Genomic DNA, 25,150 nt, shown 5'->3' with positions numbered 1-25,150 from the left:
CCTGACGAGTGCGCCGGCGCAGCGCTCACCAGGTGCAACGAGCACTACTCGCCCCCCACACCGGTGTCGTGGTCGTGCCCGGAGTACATCTCGACCTTGGCGCCCTTTGCGATGAGCACCTTGATGTAGGCGATGACGTCGATCTCGTCGGTCTGGACTACGACATCGGAGCCATCGACCTTGACCTCGGCGTCGTAGAGAAACTGCTCGACGTCGGCGTAGCCGAAGCTGTGGATATTCACCTTGCTCAGCGCGGCAAGAAGTTCGTCGCTGAAGAGGCGAGGGGGTTCGCCGTACTCCAGGCGGCCGGCTGCGTGTTCTGCCTCTGCCGCAGCGGTCAGGATCTTGACGGCCTTCGCCGCTGCGCTTGCTTCGTCGGCGTCCGCGAAGTGTCCGATCAGCTTCAGGTTCATCGAGTGCTCGGTCCCGTACCCGTGCCAGACCTTCATGCCGCCTCCATGTCTGCGAGCTGCTTGAACGCAGCCATCACTCCATCTTTCCCAATACGGACGCCACTGGGGGCGTAGGACGAGGTGCGGGCCGTTCCGCCCGCGTCGATGTGCGCGTACGAACGCAGACCCACTTCGCTAGGCAGCGCGTCCGCGGTCGGTACGCCGAGCGCAGCGTCGGCAGACATGGCGATTGGCACGGGGCCGGCGTACGAGAGGACCCAGCTTCTCGAGAGCGCGCAAAGTCTGTTGCTCTACTCCAGGCGTCCCGGCGGTGGGCTGCTCTGGCAGCAGCAAGAGCTCGGAGGCTCCATGTTCCGCGGCGAGCGCAGCTATGGCGTCGAGTTCTTCCACCGTGTCCCGGTTGATCACACTGTTCATTCCCCACTGGAAGTCGGCCGCGATCGCGTCCAAGGCTCCCCGCAACTGCACGAAGCTCCGGCCCCGAAGGCGTTCGTAGGTGGTTCCGACCCCGTCGACGCTGACGCGTACGAAGTTCACGGCACCGCGAAGTCGCGAGATAAGGTCGGCGTTCCAGCGGTGGCCGTGGGTTGTCATCGTCACCGCGAGGTCCGTGTTTTCGGCGGCGTGCGCACAGGCTTCAGGAAGTTGCCGGAACAGGGTCGGCTCGCCGCCGCCGAAGCCGACGCCGAGGGCTCCTGCCTGGTCCAGTTCGTCCATCCAGCTGAGCAGGTGGCTTAACTCCAGGACCGCACGGTGCTTCGGGGCATAGCAGTAGGAACACGCCAAATCGCAGGCGTTCGTCACCGCGATCGACACTTGGCGCGGCGCAGCCGCCCAAGCATGTTCAGGCGGCGTGACCTCGTCGAGAAGCACGTTCAGGCCGGACTGCCGGTCAAAGATGTGTACGCCGTCGGGCCCGAGGCGGATCCTCATACACATCCCCTGAACTGTGAGCGGACTGAATAGACTTCGGTCGGCCAGTTTAGGGACACCGGAGGCTCTGCGCTTGCATCCGCCTCGGAACCGATGGACGCATCGCCAACGAGCTGACCGAACTTGCGACATGCCGCCGCGTCAACTCGCCCAGAATGCAACGGCCCGGACCGGCGTGCACGGGCGATGTCGCGCTGGAGCCGCCTTCCTCTAGTCGCAGTTGGCGATGGAGTGGAGCAACACGCGTAAGTCGAGTGGGACCGGCGGGTCGGCTGATCTCGACCTCTAGTCGATGTCGTCGAAGAATTCCTGCAACGCACCGACGGCACGGCGTTCTAGCAGGGCTTGTTCATCTGCATTGGCCCCCAAGAACCGCGCGAAACTGCGCGAGCCAATCGAGTCCGTACTTGAGAAGGCAGCCCTGAGCCTGTCCAGAGTCTCAGCGACCTCCGGCCGCGAGAATGCCGGACGCTGCCTAAAGGCCGCGGCGGCCGCGGCGGGACCCCCCGGCCAGTTTTCGACGAGCCACACGATGTCGTAGGCGTCCTTGGGCTTGTCACGCTCATGCAGCGCCTGCGTCTTGGCGACCAGAAAGGCAACGGGTCCGGTGACGTTCAGGCTGATTGTGATCGTGCCCTTGCTGTTGGGCAGCGCCACCTCGCGCTCGACCAGAACGGCGTCAGCCGCGATGATGTCGCCCGCCTCCAGGGCTAGCGCGGACAGGCGAGACCCCAGGTTGTGCTTGGCAGTCGGGTTCTCCGCTAGCGTCGGTCTCCATGCGTGGCCCGGAGGGCGCGCGGGACCGGATGGGCAAAAGAACTCGACCGTCATCGGGACGTCGCCGCCGCGCACCCAACGGAACGATGCGTCCCCGACCTCGAAGCCTAAAGTCTTTAATTCGGCTTCGATACGGCTGTAGGTCTCTGTGTCACCTTCGATGAGCGCCATACTTAGACAGAGGTCAACGTCAGCGGTCCCGACGTGCGGCTCCATGCCGGGATCTAGCACGGGTACGAGCAGCGTCGGGACCAACCCTCCGATGAGGATGATGTGTTGTGCGGCAAACCCGGTTGCGCGCACGACGTCGGCTGCGTGGGCCAGCATAAAGTCGGCGGACGCGGCGTCGTACTCGGAATGATGCTGACCGTCAGGGTCGCTCAAGTGCTTGCTCCTTGAAGAGGGCGGCGGCGTCGGCCTCGCGACCACCCGCGCGATTCATGTCCAACCAAACCCGTACTGGCGGTGCCACCATTACGAGGCGGGGTCGGTTAGGTGCCGGGCGTGCGTCGAACGTGCCCAGTTCCCCGGCGTCTGTGATGAGTTCCAAGTTCATGCCGCGGCCGGCTTCCTCCGCCTCCAATCGCTCCAGTCCGAGAAGGTCGACTGCCTCATCGGCGTCTACCGGCGAAACCCGAGCCTGAACAACACTGAGGTTCGTTAGGAGTCGATGTCCTAGTGCGTAGGCACCGCTCACTCCGGTCAACGCGTAGGTGACTCCGCTCTTTTCAGCGCGCGCAGCGAATCGATCGATGAGATCGTCAAAGTTCCGCGCGTACAGGTAGGTGGCCGCGGTATCAGGCCGTCGGCGGTCGCGCTCAATGTTGGCTAGCCAAGTGAGCGCCTCATTGCGGTCGATGAGGTAGCGGCGTTGTTGCGGTCCGCTTCCTTGCGTTAATAGCAGGCGTTCTTCGTCCATGACGAGCAGGATCTTGTGAGCTTGTCCTGACGAGATGGCGGCGGCCTGCGCCAACCTCGCAACGCTCCAACCTTGGTGAGGATCGGCCAAGATTGTTTGCACGCCGCGGATGCTGGCAACCCCTAGCGTTTGTCTGTCAACCCTCGAAGGTCGGGTGCTGCTGCGGCCTGTGCGCTCGATGTGTAAGTAGAAGCCCGGCCAAGTGATGTGCAGGGCTCCTCGCCCGTCGCACCACGACAGTCCGGCTGCTTCGATGACAGCGCGTTCTTGCTGCGTGATCTCGCGTGCCACGACTAGCCCGACGGAGTTTCGGGCGGGGCGAAGGGTTGGCGGGTGCCACGGTTCTTCGGTTGCCTGTGCTGCGGTCGGTTTGGGCAGTAGGGAAAGGGGCCGTTCATGCCCGTCGAACTTGAGGCGCAACGCGCGACCGGTGGTGACGGTGAGTTCAGGGATGCCTGCAAGGGCAGCCCGGACGTACGCGGGCACGTCGGGTGATAGTTCGACGTTACCCTTCACTGCAGTGCTACTTTCACTCGACGATGAAGCATGCATCTGAGTGAAGGGTAGTGATCACTGGCATGTGTGTCTAGCGATGACGCGCGCACTAGGTCTCTTCGACCGGACTGTGCGCCCACTCATCGTCTCTTCCTCGTCGTCTCAGTCCTCCTTCTCGTCCTTGTCTTCGTCCTCGTCTTCGTCCTCTCCGAGATGCCCGAAGTACTCGAAGTGGTTCTCCAAGTCCTCGATCGTGGCCTGCTCGTCCTCGATATGCGCGACCGAGTACTGAAAGAAGGATTCGGCCGGCGGCCGAATGGCCACGACCGCCTCGCCGAGTAGCGGAAGCTCTTGATGGGTGTAGTACGTCAGGCCATCGAGCGTCTCCGCGACCCAGCGCGCTTTGTCGTACAGCCGGAGTGCCACCGCGGACGAGAGCTCGGAGAGATAGGGATCTAAGGATTCGAGCAGGGCGTACGCCGAGCCTTCGAGATGTCCGTGAGTGCTAAGCAGCCGCATGCGTTCGACCACAACGTTTCGCAAGGAGATCAACTCACGTACCCGCTCGGAAGGAACGACGCGGCCACACAGTTCCGTCCAAGTCTTCAGCGTGGCTACATCTGCTCCCTTGTCCCACAGCGAGTCCAAGTGCTCGTAGCGCCCGGCGCCATTGGCAAAGCGTTCGAGAGCCTCGGTGAGCGTCGGGTCGAGATCGTCGTTAGGGCGGGCAGGCCCGGTTTTAGCGTCCTGGGGCAGGATCCGTAGGTCTAGGCTTTCGACGGCGTCCAAGAGTCCGCCGATCCTGTGGCCATACTTCTTCATTGATGAAAAGCCACCCGTAGCGAGGAACCCATGACAAGCGATTGTGAGCTTGCAGAGTCGTTCCAGCCCGGTCACGTAGGAGTGGAGACCTACGTGCAACGAATACATCCGGTCGTTTCCCACAGCCCAGCTGTCGTCACGGATTGGGACGGTACAAAGCCTGCTCACGCCAGACTCCACAAGTTCGCTGGCAAAGAGTGTCTCGGACACGAGATAGTTCCAGCGGGACGGCATCAGGCTTCCAGACCGAGACACGCACACATGGACATGACGCGAGTTTAGAAGCGCTACCTCCTACAAAGCGCGGGCCAGGCGCGCGGTTCCATGGTCAGGGGTCGCGGCTGTCCTTTCGCGCGATACTGAATCCGCGTCCTTCTGCCGCTTGCCAGGCGATCACCACGCCGCGTCCGAGGAAGCCTCTACAGGCCGTACGTGAGCCCTGATGTAGCAGATCACCTACACCGTGGAAGCGGATACGTGGGCAGTCGTGGTGTCGGTCGGACCCGCTAACGTGATGCGCGCCGACAAGGAGCAGCCGAAGGGGCAACCATGAGCAACAAGACCATCCGTCGCAACGCTGCCGATAGCCGTAACGGTGGGACGGGTGTCAGGCAGCTTGGTGATGCGCGAGCGAGTATGAGTGCCGACACTCAGCCGCGGGCCACCGCACACGCTTGGCCGTTCGTAAGTCATTCCGAAGGCCGCCAGGTACGCCTTCTCGGACGTAGTTGCGCCAAGGGCTCTGTGGACACAGTGGCGCCCTGTAACGACGGGTCCCCGCCGCGAGACAAGCGATAGAGGGTCGTTATGCAACACCTCTTCTACGATCTCGGGCACCAGAGGAAGGGCGCGACCGCAGTTGTCACGCTTGACAAGCAGGCCAACGTACAGCTCATGGATTCGTCTGCCTACCAGGCGTACAAGTCGGGCCGGCAGTACCGATATCACGGAGGTCTCGCCAAGCAATCACCTGTAAGAATTGCGATCCCGAGTAACGGCCGATGGGTGGTCGTTGTCGACCTTGGCGGTTACGGCGGCCAAGTGCGGGCCGGCGTCCAAGTCCAGCCGCCACCGCGCGGCAATCTCCCCACGCTGCACCAACAGGACAGACCCGCCCGGGACGTTGAGCTGCGTGAGCCCGTCGAACCCGAGGGCGACGTCCTCGGAGGACAGACGTGGGATGTGTTCCTTTCGCATGCGACAGAGGACAAGGAGTTAGTTGCCATTCCGCTGAGGGACGCACTTACGCAGCGGGGGGTGACGGTCTGGCTGGATCGAACCGAGATCAAGATCGGTGACAGCCTCCGGCGGAAGATCGACCAAGGCATCCGATCGAGCCGGTTTGGGGTCGTTGTGCTGTCACCTTCCTTCTTCGCGAAAGGATGGACGAACCACGAGCTCGACGGGCTTGTCACCAAGACCGTTGCCGGAGAGCAGTCGATGCTTCCTATTTGGCACCAGATCAGCGCCGAGGAAGTCCGAGGTTACAGTCCCTCGCTTGCAGACAAGCGGGCCCTTAGTACCAACGAGTTCGACATCGAGGAGATTGCCGACCAGATCGCGGACGCGGTACTAGGCACTGGCGACGAGGACTGAGGGAAGCACGCTATCGCCATCGCGAGACGGCGAGCTTCGGCCGGGGTTGCGTCACTTCGCCGCCCATGACGCGGTGGCCGACGGGACGTGACTCGCCGGCTGGGGCCGGTCAACCTGCGTCAGGACGGCCTTGGAGCAGTGGCCGGGCCGGATCCCACGACGTACCGTCTCGCTCGTTGCGACGCTTGCGCGCGATTGCCGACAGCGCCTCGAGCACGACCCTGTTGGCCAAGGCAGCGGTGATGTCGGAGTGGTCGTAGGGCGGGCTGACCTCCACCACGTCGATTCCGACAACTGGGAGCTCGATGCAGATCCGACGCACCGAGTCGAGCAGCTCTCGGGCGGTGAGACCACCGGGCTCCGGCGTGCCGGTCCCCGGTGCGTGGCCCGGATCGCAGACGTCGATGTCGACCGACAAAAAGACGCCGTCGCACTCGTCCATGGCGATCGTGAACGCCTCTGTGAGCACGTCGGTCAGTCCACGATGGACGATCTCGGTCATCTCAAAGGACCGCATCCCTCGCTCCGCCATCCAGTCGAGCGTCTCTGGACCTGGCCAGTAGCCGCGCAGGCCCACCTGCAGGAACCTGTCACCTCGCAGAGCGCCAGACTCGATCAGCCGACGCATCGGTTGACCGTGTCCCCAGAGTGAGCCGAACTCGATGTCACCGGTGTCCGCGTGGGCGTCGAAGTGGATCATCGAGACCCGCCCGTGCCCCAGCACGTTGGCCACCCCCTTGGCGTCAGGAAACGCGATCGAGTGGTCCCCGCCCAGGACGACGGGGATCGCGCCGGCGCGGGTCACCTTCTCGACAGCCGCCTCCAGCACCCCCAGTGCCTTCTCTATGTCCCCCGGTGGCATCTCGACGTCGCCAGCGTCAACGACCCTCAGGTCCTGGAGCCCGTCGGTCCGCAACGCCAGTGACGGTCGAGACCCGTCATGAGGGAGATAGTCGGTCATCCTGATCGCCTGAGGGCCGAAGCGCGTGCCGGGCCTGTGCGAGGTGCCGCCGTCGAACGGTGCGCCCACGATCACCACGTCTGCGTCGGAGTACGTCGACTCGTCGTCCAGGTCACAAGGAGGGACGCCGAGGAAGGTGATGTCAGGGCCGTACTGCGCGCCGTATCGGGTCATGGCGCTCATGATGCTCGCCCAATCATGCACTTGACCAGCAACACACCTCAGGGCCGAGGCGCGGCCCTGGTTCGAGGCCTAGAGCTTGGTCATCTTGCGGAACGGCGTCTCGATCCGCAGGGTGCTGCCACCGAAGTCGACCGTGGCTCCGCCCGCATCGATGTTCAACACACGACCCAGACCGTGCGCGTCGTGGCAGACGCGGTCGCCTGCTGCGAACTCTTCGATCGCCACCTCGGCCTGAGGCCGGAAGGGGCTGTTGGCGTGTCGAGGGCGGCTGTACTCGGATCCAGGTGTCATTGCCCCCAGTGTGCTCTCTTTCGGCCCACATCGCGAACTTTTCGCGGGGTGGCGACGTTGCCCAGCCCTGATCGAGCGCCCGTGCGGCAACCCCTGAGCACAGTGACAGGATGACGGCCATGCAGATTCAGCACACCTCCGCCATCGTCACCGGCGGCGCCTCCGGCCTCGGGGCTGCCACAGCAGCTGCCCTCGCCGCGAGCGGCGCCCACGTCTACGCCCTCGACCTCGCCCAGGGCGTCGAGCAGGCGCCCGAGATCGACGGCATCACCTATGTCGCGACCGACGTCACCGACGAGGAGCAGGTCCGCGCCGCCGTGACCCAAGCAAGCGCCGACGCCAGCGCACCCCTACGCGTCGTCGTCAACTGCGCGGGCATCGGCCCGAGCGCGCGCATCCTCGGCAGGAAGGGTGTCCACGACCTCTCGCTCTATCGCAAGGTCATCGAGATCAACCTCATCGGCTCGTTCACCGTCCTCGCGGTCGCCGCCGAGGCCATCGCCCAGACCGAGGCCGACGAGCACGGCCAGCGGGGCGTCGTCATCAACACCGCGAGCATCGCGGCCTACGACGGCCAGGTGGGCCAGGCGGCATACAGCTCGTCCAAGGGCGGCATCGTCGGCCTGACCCTCCCGGCAGCGCGCGACCTCGCGCAGTACGGCATCCGCGTCTGCACGATCGCCCCCGGCATCGTCGAGACGCCGATGCTCGCGACGGTGTCCGAGGAGTTCCGCGCCGGTCTCGCGGCAGGAGTGCCGTTTCCCCAGCGCCTCGCGGCGCCGACCGAGTACGCCAAGCTTGCCCTCGCCATCGTCGACAACGACTACCTCAACGGCGAGACGATCCGCCTCGATGGCGCCCTGCGGATGGCGCCGCGCTGACGTGTCCCTGAGCCTCGAGCTGCTGCCAGGGGTCGACTGGTCCGTTGCGATCGTCGACCTCGGCAGCGGTGAGGTGCTCGCCTCGCACGACCCCGACCGGCTCCTATCGACGGCGAGCGTGGGCAAGGTCTTCGTCCTCATGGAACTGGCGGAGCGCCTGCGCGAAGGCCGCCTCAGCCTGGACCAGCCCCTCGATCGCCGTGCCGTCCCCCCGGTCGCGGACTCCGGCCTGTGGCAGCACCTGGCGACCGACCTGCTCCCACTGCGGGACGTGGCCCAGCTCGTCGGGTCAGTGAGCGACAACCTCGCCACCAACGTCCTCATCGACCTGCTCGGCCTCGACGCCATCCGCGCACGGGCAGAGGAGTGGGCACCCCGAGGCTCGGACCTCGTCGACGTGGTGCGCGGGCTCCGTGGCCCCGGCGATCCGCCCCACCTCAGTCTCGGGTGCGCCGCCGACCACGTCGAGATCCTCGCCCGGTTGTGGGCCGAGCGCGACACCCCGGGCTCCACGGGCGAGCGCGTCCTCGGCTGGCTCGCTCCCGGCATGGATCTCTCGATGGTCGCCGCCGCGTGGCACCAGGACCCGCTCTCGCACGCCGAGGAGCCCAGCGGGCCGCGCATCGTCAACAAGACCGGCACCAACCTCGGGGTGCGCGCCGACGTGGGCATCGTCGACAGCGGCGGGCGAGCCACGGCATACGCCGTCCTGGCCAACTGGACCGAGGACCCTCCCGGCACCGGTCGCGACGACGTCATGCGCGCCCTGCGCGGGATCGGCGACGCGCTGCGGGCGGCTCTGGACTGACGCCCCAACCGGCGTGGCAGGGTGGCAGGCATGAGCCGCAGCGACCACGACCATGCCGACTCCCACGCCGTCCCGACCGGCCACGGCCACTTCGACGCCGCGGCCAGCACCTGGGACGCCGACCCCGCCAAGATCGAACGCGCCCACGCCACCGCGGCCCTGCTCCGCGACACCCTGGCCCTCGACGGCACCGAACGCGTCCTCGAGATCGGCGGCGGCACCGGCCAGCTGAGCCTCGCCCTCGCCGACGCCGTCGCAACGGTGCTCGTCACCGACGCCTCACCGGGCATGGTGGACGTGGCCCGCGCCAACATCGAGCAGGCCGGCCTCTCCGACCGCCTCACCACCCAGCGGCTCGACCTCGTCACCGACCCGCCGCCGCAGGGCGGCTTCGACGGGGTGTGGAGTGCCCTTGCGCTGCACCACGTCCGTGAGGTCGACCTCCTGCTCGAACGCGTCAAGGCACTCCTCGCCCCCGGCGGCTGGGTCGCCATCGTGGAGCTCGACGACGACCGGACCGGCGCCTTCCACGCGCACCACGACGACTTCACCGGCCATGACGGCTTCGACCGCGAGGGCTTCGCGGACCGCCTGCGCGCCAGCGGTTTCCACGACGTCACCGTGAGCGACGCCGGTTCGGTCGAGAAGGAGCTCGGCGGTGACGACCAGGGTCGCGGCACCTTCACGACGTTCCTCGCCGTCGGCCGCGCCTGAGAGCTGACGATGAGCCGGACGCTGCGCGACGACCTCGGCCACGCCGTCGACCTGCCGGACGGTCCCGTATGCCGTGTGGTCTCGCTCGTCCCGTCCCTCACCGAGGCGGTGGCCGCCACGGCGCCCGACACGCTCGTTGGAGCAACGGACTGGTGCACCCACCCGGGCGACCTCGACGTGACGCGGGTGCGAGGGACCAAGAACCCCGACCGTGCCGCCATCGCCGACCTGCGGCCAGACCTCGTCATCGCCAACAAGGAGGAGAACCGGGAGCTCGACGTGACGCGCCTGCGCGAGTCGGGAATCGCGGTGTGGGTCACCGACATCGAGACCGTCCCGCAGGCGCTCGCGTCCATGCGACGACTACTCGTCGAGGCCTGCGCGTGGCCGGAGCCGACCTGGCTCGCCGCGGCCGACAGCCTCTGGTCAGGCGACGTCCCCACGCCGCACGCCCGGGTCATCGTGCCCATCTGGCGGGACCCGTGGATGGTCGTCGGACACCCGACGTTCACGGCCGACCTGCTCGCCCGACTGGGGCTGGAGGTCGTCACGGCCGGCGTCGAGGGCCGCTACCCCCACGTCGACCTCGAGCAGCTCGACGCAGCGGGTGCCGACCTCGTCCTGTTGCCCGACGAGCCCTACGTCTTCACCGAGACTGACGGGCCAAGAGCCTTCTCGCGCACGGCAACTCGCCTAGTCAACGGTCGCCTCATCACGTGGTACGGCCCGTCCCTCATCGAGGCCCGCGGACTGGTCGAGGCCTGACCCAGCGGGTCAGCCAGCGTCCTCGAGGATAGTGACCACCTTGGTCTGCCCCGGTCCGCGCGTGTTGCAGGGCGGTGACGCCCCCCCGGTTGGCGAGCCGGGCCACGCTGCCACGCCCGTGGGTTGGTCACGGGCCGACAGCGGGAGGCGGGATGGACGCCGCACCGGACTGGCCGGCATACGACGTCGTGCCGAAGGTCTTGGTGGTGGAGCGATCGTCGAGAGCGCGCTGGGAGAAGGACCGAACGTGTCGGTCGCACCGCCCACGGGCGGCGGATCATTCGCACCTGACGGCGGAGCTTTGGGGACCGAACTGGCAGAGCGGGCGAAAGTCAATTCTTCAGGCGGACACCTCCGGATAGCACTACTCTCAGGTCACCGAACGAGGGGGGACAACGATGTCCGAAACGCCTGCAGGTTGGTATCCGACGCCCGATGGGCGTCAGAGGTACTGGGACGGCATTCAGTGGACCGAGCACACAGCTGATCGGCAGGGGGTGCAGCCAGTCACTCAAAGTCCACCAGCGGCGGAAACTTTGAGCACGGAAGGCTTGGCTGCAGGGCCGTCGACCAAACCGTCAGACCGTCCGGTGTACCGCAAGAAGCGATTCCTCATCCCAGTGGCGCTTGTGGGCGTGGCAGTCGTCGGTTCAGCCTTGTCTGGCGGAGAGGACGCACCAAGGACTGCTGGTGCGACTCCTTCCACTTCCACCTCGACACGTATGTCGGCGACCGGGCCGGCTTCTCCAACTGCAGCGCCGCCTGCACCGACCACCGCGCCACCGACGCCGACTCCTACCACGGCGGCACCGGAGCCGGCCCCTCCGAACGCATACGACGAAACGTTCGGGTCCTTCAAACCCATCAGTAAGCGCGGACGCGGGGACGCAGTCGTGGCCCTACCAGCCAACGTCGCGGCGGCCGCTGTGGTGATGACCCACAAGGGCTCGTCCAACTTCTCTGTGTCGGCCCTTGATGCCGCCAACCAGTCAACAGGGGATCTGCTGGCAAATGAGATCGGCTCGTACGCTGGGACCGCGGCCTACGGGCTGTCCAGTTTTGGAGACGAACCGGCGAAGCTCAAGGTCAGTGCCGATGGTTCGTGGACCATCTTGATCAAGCCGATCTCGGCTCTCAAGGAGCTCTCCCCGACCATGAGCGGCAAGGGGCCAGCGGTCTTTCTCTACAACGGAGACCCCGGCGACTGGGCCATCACGCATAAGGGCGACAGCAATTTCTCGGTCAATCAGGTAGGCGGGGACTTCCCCAACCTCGCGGTGAACGAGATCGGGACCTATACCGGCACCGTCCCATTGGACGGTGGTCCCTCAGTGGTCTCAATCGGCGCCGACGGCACTTGGAGCTTCAAGCGCAGGTGATTCTGCGGGACCTTGCCTGTCGTGTCCGACACCGAGGCCATCTTCAGTCGGAGTAGAGGACGCGGAAGCGCTCGCACACCACCGGCATGTTCTTGGCGAAGGCCTGGCCGTGGCTGGCGTGGTCGGTGAAGAAGCGCTCGTGCACGGTGCGCCAGTGGGCGAGGGACAGGTCTCCCTCACCCTCGAGGCGGGCATGCTCCTCATCGACCTCATCGAAGGGCACGACGGTGACCTCGCTGGTCTCGATGAGCGCGCGGGGTCGGCCCGAGCCGTCGAGGACGATGCTGAGGGCGCCCTGCTCGGGCAACGGCTCGTCCTCGGCCTCGTAGTCCCACACCGCACTGGCGGTCGCCGTCTTCACGCCGTCGAGCACGAGGCCGAGCAGCTCGTCGGCCTGCTCAGCCGTGGCGCCGAAGGACCACGTCGGTGGCGGGACCGAGTCCAGGGGAGTCGGCCCAAAGTAGGTCGGCACCTCGTTGAGGTGGGCGTGCAGCCGGGCGAGGTCCCAGAAGGTGCGCACCTGCTCCTCGGCAGCCTCCTCGGCCGCGTCGGGCACCACGCCGGGCACCACCTCGGCCAGGTCGGTCGACTCGTCTGGGCGCGGCGGCTGCTCGTCGGTCATGGCCTCAGCGTGCCACGCCCGAGCAGGTTCGTCCGAGGCGGGCGCCGCCGGGTCGCGGTCGTCATCGAGACTGGGGTGATGCACGAGAGAAGCGCACAGAGGACCGCACCGTGAGGGCCGTGGTCTACGACGCCTACGGGCAGGCGCCCACCCTGGCCGAGGTGCCCGAGCCCACCTGCCCGAGTGACGGCGTCGTCATCGCGGTGCGGGCGACCGGGGTGTGCCGCTCGGACTGGCACGCATGGAGGGGCCACGACCCCGTCGCGCTGCCCCACACACCCGGCCACGAGCTGGCCGGCACGGTCGCCGAGGTCGGTGCCGAGGTCAGGCACTGGCAGGTCGGCCACCGCGTCACCGTGCCGTTCGTCTGCGGCTGCGGCGTGTGCGAGCTCTGCCGGACGGGTGACGCGCAGGTCTGCCCCGACCAGACGCAGCCGGGCTTCACCGGACCCGGGTCCTTCGCCGACCGGGTCGCGATCAACGCTGCCGACCTCAACCTCGTCGCCCTGCCGGACTCCATCGACTTCGTCACCGCAGCCTCGCTCGGCTGCCGCTTCGCCACCGCGTTCCGGGCGATCACGGCGCACGGTCGCCTCCGCGCGGGCGACTGGCTGGCGGTCCACGGCTGCGGTGGCGTGGGGCTGTCGGCCGTGATGATCGGGGCGGCCCTCGGTGCCCGCGTCGTCGCGGTCGACATCTCCGCAGCCGCTCTCGACCGGGCCAGTGAGCTCGGTGCCCAGCACGTCGTCGACGCGAGCCGGGGCGCTGACACCGCCGCCATGGTTCGCGAGATCACCCACGGAGGGGCCCACGTCTCGATCGACGCCCTCGGCACACCGGCGACCGCCGCCGCCTCGGTGAGCTGCCTGCGCCGACGGGCCCGGCACGTGCAGGTCGGCCTGCTGCTCGGCCCGGCCTCCACGCCGCCCCTGCCCATGGACCGCGTCATCGCCCACGAGCTCGAGATCTACGGGTCGCACGGCATGGCGGCGCACGAGTACCCCGCGATGCTGGCCCTCGTCGAGGACGGCACGCTCCGCCCGGACCGCCTCGTCGGCGACGTCATCTCGCTGGACGAGGCCGGAGCGGCCCTGATGGCGATGGACCACCCGGCGACATCGCCCGGCATGACCGTCATCAGCCTCCCCGGCTGAGCCGAACCCAGCCCGAACCCAGCCCGGATCAGGGGTCCGGGGGCCGGATTTCACCCGTGCGCAGGTGTCCGTGTAGCATTCCCGACGCACTCAGCCCGGGTCTGACTCGGTGCCTGAAAGGCCCCCTTAGCTCAGTCGGTAGAGCGTTTCCATGGTAAGGAAAAGGTCGTCGGTTCGATTCCGACAGGGGGCTCTGGTCAGGGCCGTCACCATCACGTGACGGCCTCCGACCCCCAAGGCGGGGTAGCGCAGCTGGTTAGAGCGCACGACTCATAATCGTGAGGTCGCGGGATCGAGCCCCGCTCCCGCTACTCAGCGCGATTTCTGGGAATACCTGAACTCGCGTAGTCTGTTGTGCTGGTCGTCGCGCGAAAACCCCTCGTGAACGAGCGCGACACAGAGTTTGCATCACACCACGATCAACTTTTTCGAGAGCAGGTTGCCCCGATGGCCAAGGCCACTGACGTCCGCCCCAAGATCACGCTGGCGTGCACGGAGTGCAAGGAGCGCAACTACATCACCAAGAAGAACCGTCGGAACGACCCCGACCGGCTCGAGCTGGCGAAGTTCTGCCCCCGCTGCAAGAAGCACACCGAGCACCGCGAGACGCGCTGACCCCAGCGCCTCGTCCGACGAAGCCGCCCCACCTCACGGTGCCGGGCGGCTTCGTCGTTCCTCAGTCTCTAGAGTGGGGCGCATGAGCGAGAGTCCGACCGTCAATGTCGCCTTCGAGGGGCGCACCTATCCTCCGAGCGGCCCGTATGCCGTGAGCGCAGACCAGATTGCTGCCTTCGCCGATGCGGTGGGCTCGGACGACCCCATGCACCGTGACGCCGAGGTGGCCCGCGCGGCCGGCTACGCCGACGTCATCGCCTCCCCGACGTTGGCGGTGGCCATCGCGCAGCACTGCGACCGCGTCTACATCGTCGACCCGGAGGCCGGCATCGACTACAACCGCGTGGTCCACGGTGAGCAGCGTCTGGTCCACCACCGCCCGATCACGGCCGGCGACGAGCTTCTCGGTGAGACCACCGTGGACTCCATCCGGATGGCTGGTGGCCACGCCATGATCACGACCCGCACCGAGCTCAGCGCAGCGGGCGAGCCCGTGTGCACGTCGACGTCGACGATCGTCGTCCGAGGAGGCGAGGACACGTGAGCGTCCGCACCGCAGCAGAGACCGAGCCCGGCGACGTCTTCGGCCCCGTGACCGTGCCCGTCGGGCGCGACACCCTGGTCGCCTACGCCCGCGCCTCGGGTGACGGCAACCCCATCCACCAGGACGAGGACTTCGCGAAGTCCGTCGGGCTGCCCGACGTCATCGCCCACGGCATGTGGACGCTCGGCGCGGCCGGCTCGGTCGTGTCCGCGTGGGCCGGGGGAGCGGGGCGGGTCGTCGAGTTCGGGTCGCGCTTCATCAAGCCGGTCGTCGTGCCGGCCGCCGGGACCGAGGTCCTCATCGACGGCACGGTCAAGGCCGTCGACCCCGACACTCGTCGCGCGACCATCGACGTGACCGTCACCTCCGGTGGTGCCAAGGTCCTCGGTCGGTGCACGGCCGTCGTCCAGCTCGACTGATGCAGGAGTCCCACGACGCCCCGCTGTCCGAGCACACGACGATGCGTGTGGGTGGCCCGGCCCAGCGGCTCGTCGTCGCGGAGACGATCGACGAGGTCGTCGACGCCGTCCGCGAGGTCGACGACGCGCAGGAGCCCCTGCTCGTCCTCGGTGGTGGCTCCAACCTCGTCGTCTCCGACTCCGGGTTCGCCGGCACGGTCGTCAAGGTGGCGACGTCCGGGATCGAGGTGGAGTCCGACGACTCCTGTGGTGGCGCGATGGTCCGCGTCGCCGCCGGCGAGGTCTGGGACGACGTCGTCACGCAAGCGGTCGCGCAGGGGTGGTCCGGGATCGAGGCGCTGAGCGGCATACCCGGTTCCTCCGGTGCCACGCCGGTGCAGAACGTGGGCGCCTACGGCCAGGAGGTCTCGCAGACGATCGCGCGGGTGCGGGTCTGGGACCGCGGCACCCAGGAGGTGCGGACCATGAGCGCCTCCCAGTGCCACTTCACCTACCGGCACTCCCTCTTCAAGTCGAGCTCAAACTTCGTCGTGCTCGACGTGACCTTCCAGCTCAGGGTGGCCGACCTGTCGCAGCCGATCGCCTATGCCGACCTCGCCGCCGGGCTCGGTGTCGACGTCGGCACGCGCGTGCCGCTCGCCGACGCGCGGGAGGCGGTGCTCGAGCAGCGGCGCCGACGCGGCATGGTCCTCGACGCGGCCGACCACGACACCTGGAGCTGCGGCTCGTTCTTCACCAACCCGATCCTGTCTCCGGACCGCTTCGAGGCCCTCGAGTCCCGGGTGCGACGCGAGCTCGGTGCCGACGGCCCGACGCCACCGCGGTTCCCGGACGACAGTGGCGCCGTGAAGACGAGCGCCGCCTGGCTGATCGACAAGGCAGGCTTCGGCAAGGGCTTCGGTATGCCGGGTCCCGCCGCACTGTCGACGAAGCACACCCTTGCAGTCACCAACCGCGGGTCCGCGACGGCCGCCGACGTCGCAGCGCTGGCCCGGCAGGTCCGCGACGGCGTGCACGACCGGTTCGGTGTCACCTTGGTCAACGAGCCGGTGCTCGTCGGCCACGAGCTTCTGAGAGAGGCACGGATGAAGACGTCGACCCTGCAGGTGCGCACCGGAGGCGAGGACGTGGTCCTCGACCTCACCCAGCGGTGTGCGGACTTCGTGCGCGAGTGCGGTGACGGCCTGCTGCACGTCTTCGTGCCGCATGCCACCGCCGGCATCGCGATCATCGAGACCGGGGCAGGTTCGGACGACGACCTGCTCGCAGCGCTCGCCGACCTGCTGCCGGCCGACGACCGGTGGCGTCATCGGCACGGCAGCCCGGGCCACGGGCGGTCACACGTCATGCCGGGCCTGGTCCCGCCCTACGCGAGCGTCCCCGTCGAGGCCGGACGCCTCGCCCTGGGCACGTGGCAGAGCATCTGCCTGGTCGACCTCAACGTCGACAACCACGACCGCAGTGTCCGACTCGACTTCCTCGCCGGCTAGCTACGCGGCGCTGCGGAAGCTTGAGGGTGACCGAGCGGCCGCCGGCACGGGCCGCGTCGTGCGACTCGGCCAGCTGCTGGCGCGCCAGGTCTCGCAGCTCGGCCATCTGCGGCGTGACCTCTGCGAGGGTCAGCTCGGTCTCGATGACGTCGAGGTCGAGGCCCCAGACGTCCTCGAGGATGCGCCGGAGGTATGCCGTGGCGTGGTCCCAGCCCTCGCGCGGGGTTCCCTCGCCGTAGCCGCCGCCTCGGGCGACGACGAGGAAGGCCGGCTTGCCCTTGACGCTCTCGCTGCCCGGCGCGAACCGCGGGTCGGTGATCATCGTGTCGATCCAGGTCTTGAGGTGCTGCGAGACGCCGAAGTTGTAGAGCGAGGTCGCGACGACGACGACGTCGGCGGCCACCACCTCGTCCGCGAGCTCGGTCGCGAGGGCCTGGGCGGCCACCTGCTCGGCCGTTCGGTCGGGTTCGGGGACGAAGCCCGCGAAGGCGGAGGTCGACCACGCGTCGTTGGGCAGGGGGTGGAGCCCGACGTCACGACGGACCACCGAGGTGCCCGGGTCCTCCGCCTCGGTGATCGAGGCCACGAGCGTGTCGGCGACGGCGCGGCTGACCGAGCCCTCGGTGCGGATGCTGGAGTCCAGTCGGAAGATCGTGGTCATGGTGTGCTCCTGGGTCGTGGGGGGTGAATTCGCAGGGGTCGAGCGCAGTGCTCTTCAGGAACGATAGTCTATAAAAACGATCATCGTGCAAACTGATGATCGTGAAACCTTGCCCTCCCGCTAGACTCGAACGCATGGCCACAGGCATCGATGCTCCGGAGCAGGAGCCACGCGCCGCCGCAGCGGTCGACCTGGGGCAGGCCCTGGGGGCCCTGCTGCGGCGCTATCTCGAGGGCGCGCGCAGTGCGGTCGAGGCCCTGCCCGGCGGCCCGCGAGGGTTCCAGGTCCTCTCCACTGCCGCCGAGGGAGCCTGCGGCAACCAGGCCACGATCGCCCTGAGGCTGGGACTGGACCGCACGGTGATGACCCACCTCGTCGACGACCTCGAGTCGGCGGGGATGGTCAGCCGGGTGCCGGACCCCAACGACCGCCGGGCGCGGCAGGTCATCCTCACCGCGAAGGGCAACCGGACGCTGCGCAGCTCGTCGGAGCGGATCCGGGCGGTCGAGCGCGACGTCCTGGGGGGCCTGTCCGATGACGAGGTCGAGCTGTTCCGGTCGCTGCTCGCCCGCGTCACTGCGGGCGAGCCAACGGACCACTCGGCGTGCTCCGCTCCCGTCCCCGACTGCTGACGCGCGCCGACGACGCCGAGGTCAGCTGGTCCGGGCCGGCAGGGCGTGCAGCTCGAGAGCAGTGATGGCTCCATCGGCCACCGTGCACGTGAGATAGGTGCAGTGCGGCTGGCGGCGCCGGTCGGTGGGCGACCCGGGGTTGAGCAGCCGAAGGCCATCGTGCTCGGTGTCCCACGGGATGTGGCTGTGTCCGAAGACGAGCACGTCGAGATCGGGGTATGCCGCCCGCATCCGTTCCTCGCGCCGCGCCCTGCCGCCCGTCTCGTGGACCACGCCCCACGCCATGCCGCCCAGCTCCACCCTAGCCACCTCGGGGAGACGCCGACGCAGCTCCGGTCCGTCGTTGTTGCCCCACACGCCGACGAGCCGCCGCGCTCTCGCCTCGAGAGCGTCGAGCAGGGCCGGGCTCATCCAGTCTCCGGCGTGCACGACCACGTCGGCCGCGTCCACCGCCGTCCACACCTGCGCCGGGAGGTCGCGGGCACGAGTCGGGACGTGGGTGTCGGCCAGGAGCAGCAGCTGCAGCCCGGAGCCGGCAGGTGCCGGGGCTCTCGGGTCATCCGTCGAGTCGGTCAAGGTCGGTCAACGCCTCCTCCCAGCGGCGCCGCCGCTCGTCACCATCCTGCTCCCACCAGGGGGTTCCCCGCTCGCCGAGCCCGTGCTTGGCGAGGTCCACCCGACGACGTGCCGGAGCAGGGTCCTCACCCGCTCGGGTCGCCGACCGCACGCCGGAGCGACCCCGGCCCAGGTGCGACAACAGTCGCTCCGCGATGTCCGGCGGCAGCGAGGATCCTGCCGTCGCCACCGGCGCCCGTTGACGACGAGCCACCGCTCGGGGTGCTGCTCGGCGCCGGCCTTCGTCTCAGCCACGCGGTTCCTCGGGTTCGGCACGCACGCGTTGGGACGCGGCATACGAAGGCTCGCGCAGTCGCGCCCACAGCAGGTGCGTCCACGTCCCGGCCGGGGGGTGACCGACGGGGTCGTGGCGTCGACTGCAGTCGGTGTCGGTCCAGGTGATGTCGAGTCGGCCACGCTCGTGCCACGGCCGTCCGGGCGCGGAGACGAGGAGCCGATAGGCAGCTGGAGGATCGTCCCGCACCGCCAGGGGGTCGAAGCGCAGGAGAAGCGAACCCGCCGGGGTGCTGAGCGGGAGCAGGGTGGTGAGAGGTCCGTGGTGATGTCGCCGGCGCACCATGAGCACGTGGCGGGTCAGCACGCCGGTGCCGGTCGAGGCGACGAGCACGTCCCCGGATGCGGGACCCTGCAGCCGGACGGCGAGACCCTCGAGGTCAGGCCCCTTGCGCAGCCCGGTGGCGCGCGACCAGCGAACCAGGCACGGGTGCGGCCCGGGTCCGTCGAGCATGACCACCCCACTGGGGGGACCCGGGTCCACCGTCAGAGAGCCGGTACCGCAGAAGCCGACCGGGTGCAGCGCCCGCGTGCCGCGCAGGCGTGCAGCCGCCCCGAAGGCCACTGCGAGCGCCTGACCACCGACCCGGCCGACCAGGTCCGCAAGCCCTGGGAAGGATGGGACGGCGGCAGGCAGCAGGGGGGAGGTCGGGGCTGACTGCATCACCCCAACCTAGGCGCCCATGCCACCCGGGTTGGAAGGGTCGGCCGAGTCAGCTGGACTCCGTGGCGAGCCAGGCGTCGATGTCGGCGAGGGCCACTGCCCTGACGTCCTCAGGTGCCCGCGACGCCCTCAGCGAGCCGCGGGCCAGCTCGGCCAGCTCGGCGTCCGAGAAGTCGAGCAGCCGGGCCACCTCGTACTGCGCGACCAGGCGCGACCCGAAGATCAACGGGTCGTCCGCCCCCAGCGCCACCGTGGCGCCTGCCTCGACGAGCCGGCGCAGCGGCACGTCCTCAAGCTCGTCATAGACGCCGAGCGAGAGGTTGCTGCCGGGGCACACCTCCAGAGCGACGCCCTCGGCCACCACCCGGTCCAGCGTCCGCGGGTCCTCGACCGAACGCACCCCGTGGCCGAGGCGGTCCGGCCTGAGCGACGTGAGCGTTCGGTCCACCGCGTCCGGTCCCAGCAGCTCGCCCGCGTGAGGGACCAGCGCCAGCCCGGCTCGCCGAGCAATGGCGAAGGCAGGAGCAAAGGACTCCGTGTCACCGCGTCGTTCGTCGTTGCTCAGTCCGAAGCCCACGACGGCACCCGGCCCCTCGCCGGCATACCGGGCAGCCAACCGCGCCAGGGTGCGGGACTCGAGCTCGTGGCGCATCCGCGAGGCCGCCACGACCACGCCCACCTGGGTGGCGCCCGCCTCCCGCGACACGGAGGCTGCCTCGTCGAGCACGATCTCCAGGGCAGGGGTGATGCCTCCGACGAACGGTGCGTAGGACGTCGGGTCGACCTGGATCTCGAGCCAGCGTGAGCCCTCGGCGCCGTCGTCGAGCGCAGCCTCGCGCACGATGCGTCGCATGTCGTCCTCGCCGCGCACACAGGCACGCGCGGCGTCATACAGGCTCTGGAATCGGAACCAGCCACGCTCGTCGCGGGTCTCGAACGTCACCGGCCAGTCGCCCCGGAGGGCTGAGGGCAGCCGCAACCCGTGTGCTGCCGACATCTCGCGCACCGTCTCGATGCGCATCGACCCGGTGAAGTGCAGGTGCAGGTGCGCCTTGGGCAGGGTCGCCGTGGAGCGGGCGGGCGCGGTCAATCCTCGACGATGTGCATGGCCGACTCCTCCGCCGACACGGCGTAGTCGGGTCCGGCTCCCGGGCCGCCCTCCACGCCGTCCGCACCGTCCGCGCTCTCCTCCGCCACGAGGGACGCCTCCTCGTCGGGGCCCACCCCTTCGTCGGGGGAGACCAGGGACCCGCCGTCGACCGGCTCACTCGGGTCGCCGAGGAAGTCCTGATCGGCGGGGATCGCGTCAGGGTCGTCGCCACCGACGGCGGCGGGCTCGTCGAGACCTGACTCGTTGTCCGGGGCTCCGTAGGCGGAGTCGGGGTCCGGCACCTCCTGCGCGATGCGCTGGTCGATGGTCTCCTCCTGGGCCTGCTCGGCCCCGGTGGTGCCCCACTCGGTGTTGCGCGGCTGCAGGTCCGGAGGCGACACCGGCAAGTTGTCGCCCTCGCTCGCGTCGAGCAGGTCGGGCTGTCCGCTGCCGGAGTCGACGTCGTCATCGAGGCTCATCGAGCCCAGGTCGGTGTCGAAGTTCTCGGTTCCAGGCTGGTCGCTCATGACCTCAGCCTTTCACGCCGGCAAGCTTTTCGGCGGCGGCGAGGAGGACGCAGGTGGCGACGCCGGCCATCGCCGTCTCGACCTCGGCCAGCACGGGGAATGACGGGGCGAGCCGGATGTTGCGGTCGTTCGGGTCGACGCCACGAGGGAAGGAGGCGCCGGCAGGGGTGAGCGCGATGCCCGCAGCCTTGGCCAGCTCGACGACCCGCGACGCCGTGCCGTCGAGGACGTCGAGGTTGACGAAGTAGCCACCCGAGGGCTTCGACCACGTCGCCACCCCACGGCCAGCGAGGGCCGACTCGAGCGCGGCGTCGACGGCTGCGAACTTCGGCGCGAGGATGTCGCGGTGCCTGGTCATGTGCTCGCGCACCCCGTCGGCCGAGCCGAAGAACTGGATGTGCCGCAGCTGGTTGACCTTGTCGGGCCCGATGGACGCGTACTGCTGGTGCCCGAGGTACCAGTCGATGTTGGCCTGTGAGGCGGCGAGGAACGCGACGCCCGCGCCGGCGAAGGTGATCTTCGAGGTCGAGGCAAACATCAGCGGCCGGTTCGGGTGCCCGGAGCCCGAGGCCAGCGTGATGATGTCGGCGCTCTTGGCCTCGTCCTCGGTGAGGTGGTGGAAGGCGTAGGCGTTGTCCCAGAAGATCCGGAAGTCCGGCGCCGCAGTGTCCATCGAGGCCAGCGCGCTCGCGACCTCCTGCGAGCAGGTGGAGCCCGACGGGTTGGCATAGGTCGGGACGATCCAGATGCCCTTGACCGCGGGGTCCTTGACGAGCTCGCGCACGGCCTCGACGTCGGGTCCGTCGTCGTGCATCGGCACAGTGACCATCTCGATGCCGTAGGACGCCAGCATGGTGAAGTGGCGGTCGTAGCCCGGGACAGGACAGATGAACTTCACGCTCTCCTCCTGCACCCACGGCCGCGGGGAGTCGGGTCCGCCGTGCAGCAGGAGCTGGACGAGGCAGTCGTGCATCATCGTCAGGCTCGAGTTGCCGCCCGCGACGACCTGCTCCGGCTCCACCCACAGGAGGTCGGCGAACATGGCCCGCAGCTGGGGCAGCCCGGACAGGCCGCCGTAGTTGCGCACGTCCGTCCCGCTGCCGTCCTTGTGCCCCTTGGGCAGCGCGAGGAGCTCGTTGCACAAATCGAGCTGCTCGGCCGACGGCTTGCCACGCGTCAGGTCGAGCTTCAGCCCGCGATCTCGGAGTGCGGCGTATGCCGTGCGCTGGCTCTCGAGGAAGTCCTCGAGGTCCGCGGGGGAGAGGGACGACAGGGGGGCGAGGGTGCTCTGCTCGGTCACCGACCCATCGTCCCAGAACCGGACCGCGCAGGGCAGCCCTCCCCATGGCGCGAGACGTGGGTTGTCGCGAGGGTGGAAGCACGGCGGGCCGAATGCGCCCGCCATGACTGGAGGGAACCCCCATGAGACTGCCCACCACCCGACACGGAGCCACCCTCGCGGTGGCCACGCTGGCTTTGACCGGCGCCATCGGGGTCAGCGCCACGACCAGCGCGGCACCCGCCGAGGCCGCAGAGAACTCCATCCGCGTCATCACCCACAACGTCGCCAAGAAGCCCTCGGCGCTGGGTGGTGCGATCCGCAAGGCCAACGCGACGCAGGGTCCGGAGTTCGTCCTGCTGCAGGAGGTGTGCTCGTCGATGGTGAAGCGGCTGCAGGACGACCTCGGCTACACGACCTTCCGACCCCGCCGCACCGCGGCCAAGTGCGGGACGAACGAGTCGGTCGGCGAAGCCACCGTCTGGACCGGCTCAGGTGCGGCGGCCGCTCCGCCGGTGATCCTCAACGCCGAGCCCATCGACGGGCACACCTACGGCTTGGCATGCCTGGACGTCACCCGCAACGGTCGGGACATCCGCGCCTGCTCGACCCATCTCATCGCAGCCAAGGCTTCCCAGAGTCAGCGCAACACCCTGACGGCAGCGATGAAGGCCGCGCTGAGCCCGGTCGTCAGCCAGAAGGACGTCGTCATCGTCGGTGGCGACTTCAACACCCTGCCCAAGACCTATCCGATGGACAACCTCTACGGCGTCGGCAAGGACCACAAGGGTGAGTTCCGCGAGCTGCACCAGATGGCCGGCGCCGGCACGGCCAACCGCGGCGGGAAGCCGACCATCGGTGGGGGGGACGAAGCCAGGAAGTTCGACTACATCTTCGCCTCGGTCAAGGGCTCACGTGCGAGCGGCGGAACCGAGCAGACCTGTTGGAAGGACGGGAATCCGCAGACGCAGGACTGCACCACGTCCAACCATCGGATCCTCTGGGGTCAGGTTCCGCTCAAGCCGGTCGGCTGAGAACGGACCCTTCGTCCCGGCGAGAGGGGCCCCGGTCCGATGCGTTTCGCGTCGGGCCGGGGCGTCCCGTATGCTGTTCCCTCGGTGATCGCACCATGATTCGTCATGCCTGCGGTCGCCTCGGAACCACCGTCCCAGCGGGTGCGTTCCTAGGGCAGTGGCTCAATTGGTAGAGCACCGGTCTCCAAAACCGGCGGTTGGGGGTTCGAGTCCCTCCTGCCCTGCAGGTTCAGATCATCTCGGAGAAGAGGAACTGTGACGGAAGTGGGCGAGTCCCGCGACTCACGACGTGCGAGCAAGAGCTCGGGCGACGGTCGCAACGCCGTGTCACGGCTCTTCGGGTCCCTGGGTCTGTTCATCAGCCAGATCCTCGACGAGCTGCGCAAGGTCGTCCGACCGACGCGCTCCGAGCTGTGGAGCTACACGATCGTCGTCATCGTCTTCGTGACGGTGATGATGGCGCTCGTGTCCGGCATGGACTACGGCTTCGGCAAGCTCGTCGCCCTCGTCTTCGGCGACGGCGGCTGAGCCCCTGGTCGCGTCCGAGAGGCGCGCCCGCACCACTGTGAACTCAACGCTGTACAGGAAGTAGGTCTGCACGTGTCCGACCACACGACGTCTGACGGCGACACTGCCGACGAGACGGCGACTCCCGAGACCCTCGCCGTCGACGAGACCGACAGCGCTGCCCAGCGCGAGTCGCTGACCCTCGGCGACACCGCTCCCGCGTTCCTCGACACGCCCTCCGACGGTCCCGAGGACCGCGAGGCCGGCGAGTCCGCAGAGGACGACGACGAGGCCGCCACGGACACCGAGACCGACGAGAGCGACGACAGCAGCACCGACGACAGCGGCACCGACGAGGACGGCGAGAGCACCCTCGAGGCCGCGACCACCGAGTCCGACGAGGACGGCGACGTCGTCCCGACCGACATCGACCCGGTCAAGGCCTTCAAGGAGGACCTCGCCTCCAAGTTCGGCGACTGGTACGTCATCCACTCCTACGCCGGCTACGAGAACCGCGTGAAGACCAACCTCGAGACCCGGATCCAGTCCCTCAACATGGAGGACTACATCTTCGAGATCGAGGTCCCCATGGAGGAGGTCACCGAGATCAAGAGCGGTCAGCGCAAGCTGGTCCGCCGGGTCCGGATGCCCGGATACGTCCTCGTCCGCATGGACCTCACCGACGAGTCTTGGGGCGCCGTGCGCCACACCCCCGGGGTGACCGGCTTCGTCGGCAACGCGCACCAGCCGGTGCCGCTCAGCCTCGACGAGGTCTACACGATGATCAAGCCGGCCGAGCTCGAGCTGGCTGCGGCTGCCGCCGCCGGTGGGGACGCGTCCGGCTCGGGTGCGGGCTCCGCTGCCAAGACCCCGCTCGTCGACTTCGAGGTCGGCGAGTCGGTGACCGTCATGGACGGTCCGTTCGAGACCTTGCCGGCGACGATCTCCGAGATCAACGCCGAGGGCCAGAAGCTCAAGGTCCTCGTCTCCATCTTCGGCCGGGAGACCCCGGTCGAGCTGTCGTTCAGCCAGGTCTCCAAGCTCTGACCTGAGCGACCGCACTGCA

At 68.3% G+C, this 25,150-nt stretch carries 30 protein-coding genes, 3 tRNA genes and 2 pseudogenes; 20 read left to right on the top strand and 15 right to left on the bottom strand.

Annotated elements, in window-relative coordinates:
- Positions 1-44: 44 nt before the first annotated feature.
- The 5 genes from ACZZ98_RS03910 to ACZZ98_RS03890 all read right to left on the bottom strand — a co-directional run bounded on the left by ACZZ98_RS03910 (position 45) and on the right by ACZZ98_RS03890 (position 4,569).
- Positions 45-449, bottom strand: a complete 405-nt coding sequence (locus ACZZ98_RS03910) for a DUF6375 family protein (protein ID WP_463515017.1) — start codon at positions 447-449, stop codon at positions 45-47.
- Positions 450-587: 138 nt separating this feature from the next.
- The gene (locus tag ACZZ98_RS03905) at positions 588-1,346 is read right to left on the bottom strand and encodes a radical SAM protein (protein WP_463515016.1); all 759 of its coding nucleotides are present in this window, start codon (positions 1,344-1,346) and stop codon (positions 588-590) included.
- Between the two features lie 285 nt (positions 1,347-1,631).
- Complete coding sequence (locus ACZZ98_RS03900) at positions 1,632-2,507, bottom strand: nucleotidyl transferase AbiEii/AbiGii toxin family protein (protein WP_463515015.1); 876 nt, start codon at positions 2,505-2,507, stop codon at positions 1,632-1,634.
- A complete protein-coding gene (locus ACZZ98_RS03895) occupies positions 2,494-3,558 on the bottom strand; it encodes a hypothetical protein (RefSeq protein WP_463515014.1) in 1,065 nt (354 codons plus the stop codon). The genes ACZZ98_RS03900 and ACZZ98_RS03895 overlap by 14 nt, the downstream gene beginning before the upstream one ends.
- 141 nt (positions 3,559-3,699) lie before the next feature.
- Positions 3,700-4,569: a hypothetical protein gene (locus ACZZ98_RS03890; protein WP_463515013.1), complete on the bottom strand. Its 870-nt coding sequence runs from the start codon at positions 4,567-4,569 to the stop codon at positions 3,700-3,702.
- A 597-nt stretch (positions 4,570-5,166) separates the two neighbouring features.
- Here ACZZ98_RS03890 and ACZZ98_RS03885 point away from each other — a divergent pair.
- The gene (locus ACZZ98_RS03885) at positions 5,167-5,955 is read left to right on the top strand and encodes a DUF1883 domain-containing protein (protein WP_463515012.1); all 789 of its coding nucleotides are present in this window, start codon (positions 5,167-5,169) and stop codon (positions 5,953-5,955) included.
- Positions 5,956-6,064: 109 nt separating this feature from the next.
- On the opposite strand, the gene speB is transcribed toward ACZZ98_RS03885, so the two are convergent.
- Together speB and ACZZ98_RS03875 are read right to left on the bottom strand one after the other, a co-directional pair.
- A complete protein-coding gene (gene speB / locus ACZZ98_RS03880; protein ID WP_463515011.1) occupies positions 6,065-7,090 on the bottom strand; it encodes an agmatinase in 1,026 nt (341 codons plus the stop codon).
- A gap of 78 nt (positions 7,091-7,168) precedes the next feature.
- Positions 7,169-7,390, bottom strand: a complete 222-nt coding sequence (locus tag ACZZ98_RS03875; RefSeq protein ID WP_463515010.1) for a hypothetical protein — start codon at positions 7,388-7,390, stop codon at positions 7,169-7,171.
- Positions 7,391-7,509: 119 nt separating this feature from the next.
- Here ACZZ98_RS03875 and ACZZ98_RS03870 point away from each other — a divergent pair, with 119 nt between their 5' ends.
- The 6 genes and pseudogenes from ACZZ98_RS03870 to ACZZ98_RS03845 all read left to right on the top strand — a co-directional run bounded on the left by ACZZ98_RS03870 (position 7,510) and on the right by ACZZ98_RS03845 (position 11,937).
- Positions 7,510-8,271: an SDR family NAD(P)-dependent oxidoreductase gene (locus tag ACZZ98_RS03870; protein WP_463515009.1), complete on the top strand. Its 762-nt coding sequence runs from the start codon at positions 7,510-7,512 to the stop codon at positions 8,269-8,271.
- Positions 8,243-9,079: a serine hydrolase gene (locus ACZZ98_RS03865; RefSeq protein WP_463515008.1), complete on the top strand. Its 837-nt coding sequence runs from the start codon at positions 8,243-8,245 to the stop codon at positions 9,077-9,079. The genes ACZZ98_RS03870 and ACZZ98_RS03865 overlap by 29 nt, the downstream gene beginning before the upstream one ends.
- A gap of 30 nt (positions 9,080-9,109) precedes the next feature.
- Complete coding sequence (locus tag ACZZ98_RS03860) at positions 9,110-9,793, top strand: class I SAM-dependent methyltransferase (RefSeq protein ID WP_463515007.1); 684 nt, start codon at positions 9,110-9,112, stop codon at positions 9,791-9,793.
- Positions 9,794-9,802: 9 nt separating this feature from the next.
- On the top strand, positions 9,803-10,558 hold the full coding sequence (locus ACZZ98_RS03855) for a helical backbone metal receptor (RefSeq protein WP_463515006.1): 756 nt from the start codon (positions 9,803-9,805) through the stop codon (positions 10,556-10,558).
- Positions 10,559-10,956: 398 nt separating this feature from the next.
- Positions 10,957-11,052 (top strand): annotated as a pseudogene (locus ACZZ98_RS03850) (DUF2510 domain-containing protein); the annotation flags it as partial.
- A gap of 399 nt (positions 11,053-11,451) precedes the next feature.
- Positions 11,452-11,937 (top strand): hypothetical protein, encoded by a 486-nt coding sequence (locus ACZZ98_RS03845; protein WP_463517821.1) that lies wholly within the window; start codon positions 11,452-11,454, stop codon positions 11,935-11,937.
- A 43-nt stretch (positions 11,938-11,980) separates the two neighbouring features.
- Here ACZZ98_RS03845 and ACZZ98_RS03840 read toward each other — a convergent pair whose 3' ends face one another.
- Positions 11,981-12,559: an ASCH domain-containing protein gene (locus tag ACZZ98_RS03840; RefSeq protein WP_463515005.1), complete on the bottom strand. Its 579-nt coding sequence runs from the start codon at positions 12,557-12,559 to the stop codon at positions 11,981-11,983.
- 110 nt (positions 12,560-12,669) lie between these two features.
- Between ACZZ98_RS03840 and ACZZ98_RS03835 the strand changes: the two genes are divergently transcribed.
- From ACZZ98_RS03835 to ACZZ98_RS03800, 8 genes and pseudogenes are all read left to right on the top strand, one after another.
- A complete protein-coding gene (locus tag ACZZ98_RS03835; RefSeq protein WP_463515004.1) occupies positions 12,670-13,713 on the top strand; it encodes a zinc-dependent alcohol dehydrogenase family protein in 1,044 nt (347 codons plus the stop codon).
- A 120-nt stretch (positions 13,714-13,833) separates the two neighbouring features.
- Positions 13,834-13,906 (top strand) — tRNA-Thr (locus tag ACZZ98_RS03830).
- A 44-nt stretch (positions 13,907-13,950) separates the two neighbouring features.
- Positions 13,951-14,024: transfer RNA gene (locus tag ACZZ98_RS03825), tRNA-Met, on the top strand.
- A 136-nt stretch (positions 14,025-14,160) separates the two neighbouring features.
- Positions 14,161-14,328, top strand: a complete 168-nt coding sequence (gene rpmG / locus ACZZ98_RS03820; RefSeq protein ID WP_009776014.1) for a 50S ribosomal protein L33 — start codon at positions 14,161-14,163, stop codon at positions 14,326-14,328.
- An 82-nt stretch (positions 14,329-14,410) separates the two neighbouring features.
- Positions 14,411-14,872, top strand: a complete 462-nt coding sequence (locus tag ACZZ98_RS03815; protein WP_463515003.1) for an FAS1-like dehydratase domain-containing protein — start codon at positions 14,411-14,413, stop codon at positions 14,870-14,872.
- Positions 14,869-15,291 carry a MaoC/PaaZ C-terminal domain-containing protein gene (locus ACZZ98_RS03810; RefSeq protein ID WP_463515002.1) on the top strand — a complete coding sequence of 141 codons (423 nt, stop codon included), beginning with the start codon at positions 14,869-14,871 and terminating at the stop codon, positions 15,289-15,291. Before ACZZ98_RS03815 ends, ACZZ98_RS03810 begins: the two co-directional genes overlap by 4 nt.
- Positions 15,291-16,361, top strand: a pseudogene (locus tag ACZZ98_RS03805) (UDP-N-acetylmuramate dehydrogenase); the annotation flags it as partial. The gene ACZZ98_RS03810 and the pseudogene ACZZ98_RS03805, both read left to right, overlap by 1 nt.
- A gap of 15 nt (positions 16,362-16,376) precedes the next feature.
- Complete coding sequence (locus tag ACZZ98_RS03800; RefSeq protein WP_463517714.1) at positions 16,377-16,781, top strand: secondary thiamine-phosphate synthase enzyme YjbQ; 405 nt, start codon at positions 16,377-16,379, stop codon at positions 16,779-16,781.
- On the opposite strand, the gene ACZZ98_RS03795 is transcribed toward ACZZ98_RS03800, so the two are convergent.
- Positions 16,729-17,442 (bottom strand): FMN-dependent NADH-azoreductase, encoded by a 714-nt coding sequence (locus ACZZ98_RS03795; RefSeq protein WP_463515001.1) that lies wholly within the window; start codon positions 17,440-17,442, stop codon positions 16,729-16,731. The genes ACZZ98_RS03800 and ACZZ98_RS03795 overlap by 53 nt on opposite strands.
- 134 nt (positions 17,443-17,576) lie before the next feature.
- Between ACZZ98_RS03795 and ACZZ98_RS03790 the strand changes: the two genes are divergently transcribed.
- Positions 17,577-18,074 carry a MarR family winged helix-turn-helix transcriptional regulator gene (locus ACZZ98_RS03790; protein ID WP_463515000.1) on the top strand — a complete coding sequence of 166 codons (498 nt, stop codon included), beginning with the start codon at positions 17,577-17,579 and terminating at the stop codon, positions 18,072-18,074.
- Between the two features lie 21 nt (positions 18,075-18,095).
- Here the strand turns inward: ACZZ98_RS03790 and ACZZ98_RS03785 are convergent, their stop codons facing one another.
- The 6 genes from ACZZ98_RS03785 to ACZZ98_RS03760 are packed head-to-tail and all read right to left on the bottom strand — an operon-like array spanning position 18,096 to position 22,564.
- Entirely contained in the window at positions 18,096-18,599 is a 504-nt protein-coding gene (locus tag ACZZ98_RS03785) for a metallophosphoesterase family protein (RefSeq protein ID WP_463517713.1), read from the bottom strand.
- A 31-nt stretch (positions 18,600-18,630) separates the two neighbouring features.
- Positions 18,631-18,879, bottom strand: coding sequence for a biopolymer transporter Tol (locus ACZZ98_RS03780; protein ID WP_463514999.1), 249 nt, complete (start codon positions 18,877-18,879; stop codon positions 18,631-18,633).
- A 57-nt stretch (positions 18,880-18,936) separates the two neighbouring features.
- Positions 18,937-19,647: a hypothetical protein gene (locus ACZZ98_RS03775; RefSeq protein ID WP_463514998.1), complete on the bottom strand. Its 711-nt coding sequence runs from the start codon at positions 19,645-19,647 to the stop codon at positions 18,937-18,939.
- A 49-nt stretch (positions 19,648-19,696) separates the two neighbouring features.
- Positions 19,697-20,737 (bottom strand): adenosine deaminase, encoded by a 1,041-nt coding sequence (locus ACZZ98_RS03770; RefSeq protein WP_463514997.1) that lies wholly within the window; start codon positions 20,735-20,737, stop codon positions 19,697-19,699.
- Positions 20,734-21,264, bottom strand: a complete 531-nt coding sequence (locus tag ACZZ98_RS03765; RefSeq protein WP_463514996.1) for a DUF5709 domain-containing protein — start codon at positions 21,262-21,264, stop codon at positions 20,734-20,736. The genes ACZZ98_RS03770 and ACZZ98_RS03765 overlap by 4 nt, the downstream gene beginning before the upstream one ends.
- A 4-nt stretch (positions 21,265-21,268) precedes the next feature.
- On the bottom strand, positions 21,269-22,564 hold the full coding sequence (locus tag ACZZ98_RS03760) for an aspartate aminotransferase type Ic (RefSeq protein ID WP_463514995.1): 1,296 nt from the start codon (positions 22,562-22,564) through the stop codon (positions 21,269-21,271).
- 122 nt (positions 22,565-22,686) lie between these two features.
- Between ACZZ98_RS03760 and ACZZ98_RS03755 the strand changes: the two genes are divergently transcribed.
- The 4 genes from ACZZ98_RS03755 to nusG all read left to right on the top strand — a co-directional run bounded on the left by ACZZ98_RS03755 (position 22,687) and on the right by nusG (position 25,131).
- On the top strand, positions 22,687-23,577 hold the full coding sequence (locus ACZZ98_RS03755; protein WP_463514994.1) for a hypothetical protein: 891 nt from the start codon (positions 22,687-22,689) through the stop codon (positions 23,575-23,577).
- 151 nt (positions 23,578-23,728) lie between these two features.
- Positions 23,729-23,801, top strand: a tRNA-Trp gene (locus ACZZ98_RS03750).
- A 31-nt stretch (positions 23,802-23,832) separates the two neighbouring features.
- Positions 23,833-24,105 carry a preprotein translocase subunit SecE gene (gene secE / locus ACZZ98_RS03745; protein WP_463514993.1) on the top strand — a complete coding sequence of 91 codons (273 nt, stop codon included), beginning with the start codon at positions 23,833-23,835 and terminating at the stop codon, positions 24,103-24,105.
- Between the two features lie 72 nt (positions 24,106-24,177).
- Positions 24,178-25,131, top strand: a complete 954-nt coding sequence (nusG, locus tag ACZZ98_RS03740; RefSeq protein WP_463514992.1) for a transcription termination/antitermination protein NusG — start codon at positions 24,178-24,180, stop codon at positions 25,129-25,131.
- The last annotated feature ends 19 nt before the right edge of the window (positions 25,132-25,150 follow it).

The sequence above is a fragment of the Knoellia sp. AC549 genome (genome assembly GCF_979258975.1).
The sequence above is the reverse complement of the archived record's forward strand: the minus strand, read 5'-3'. Positions and strand labels throughout refer to the sequence as shown.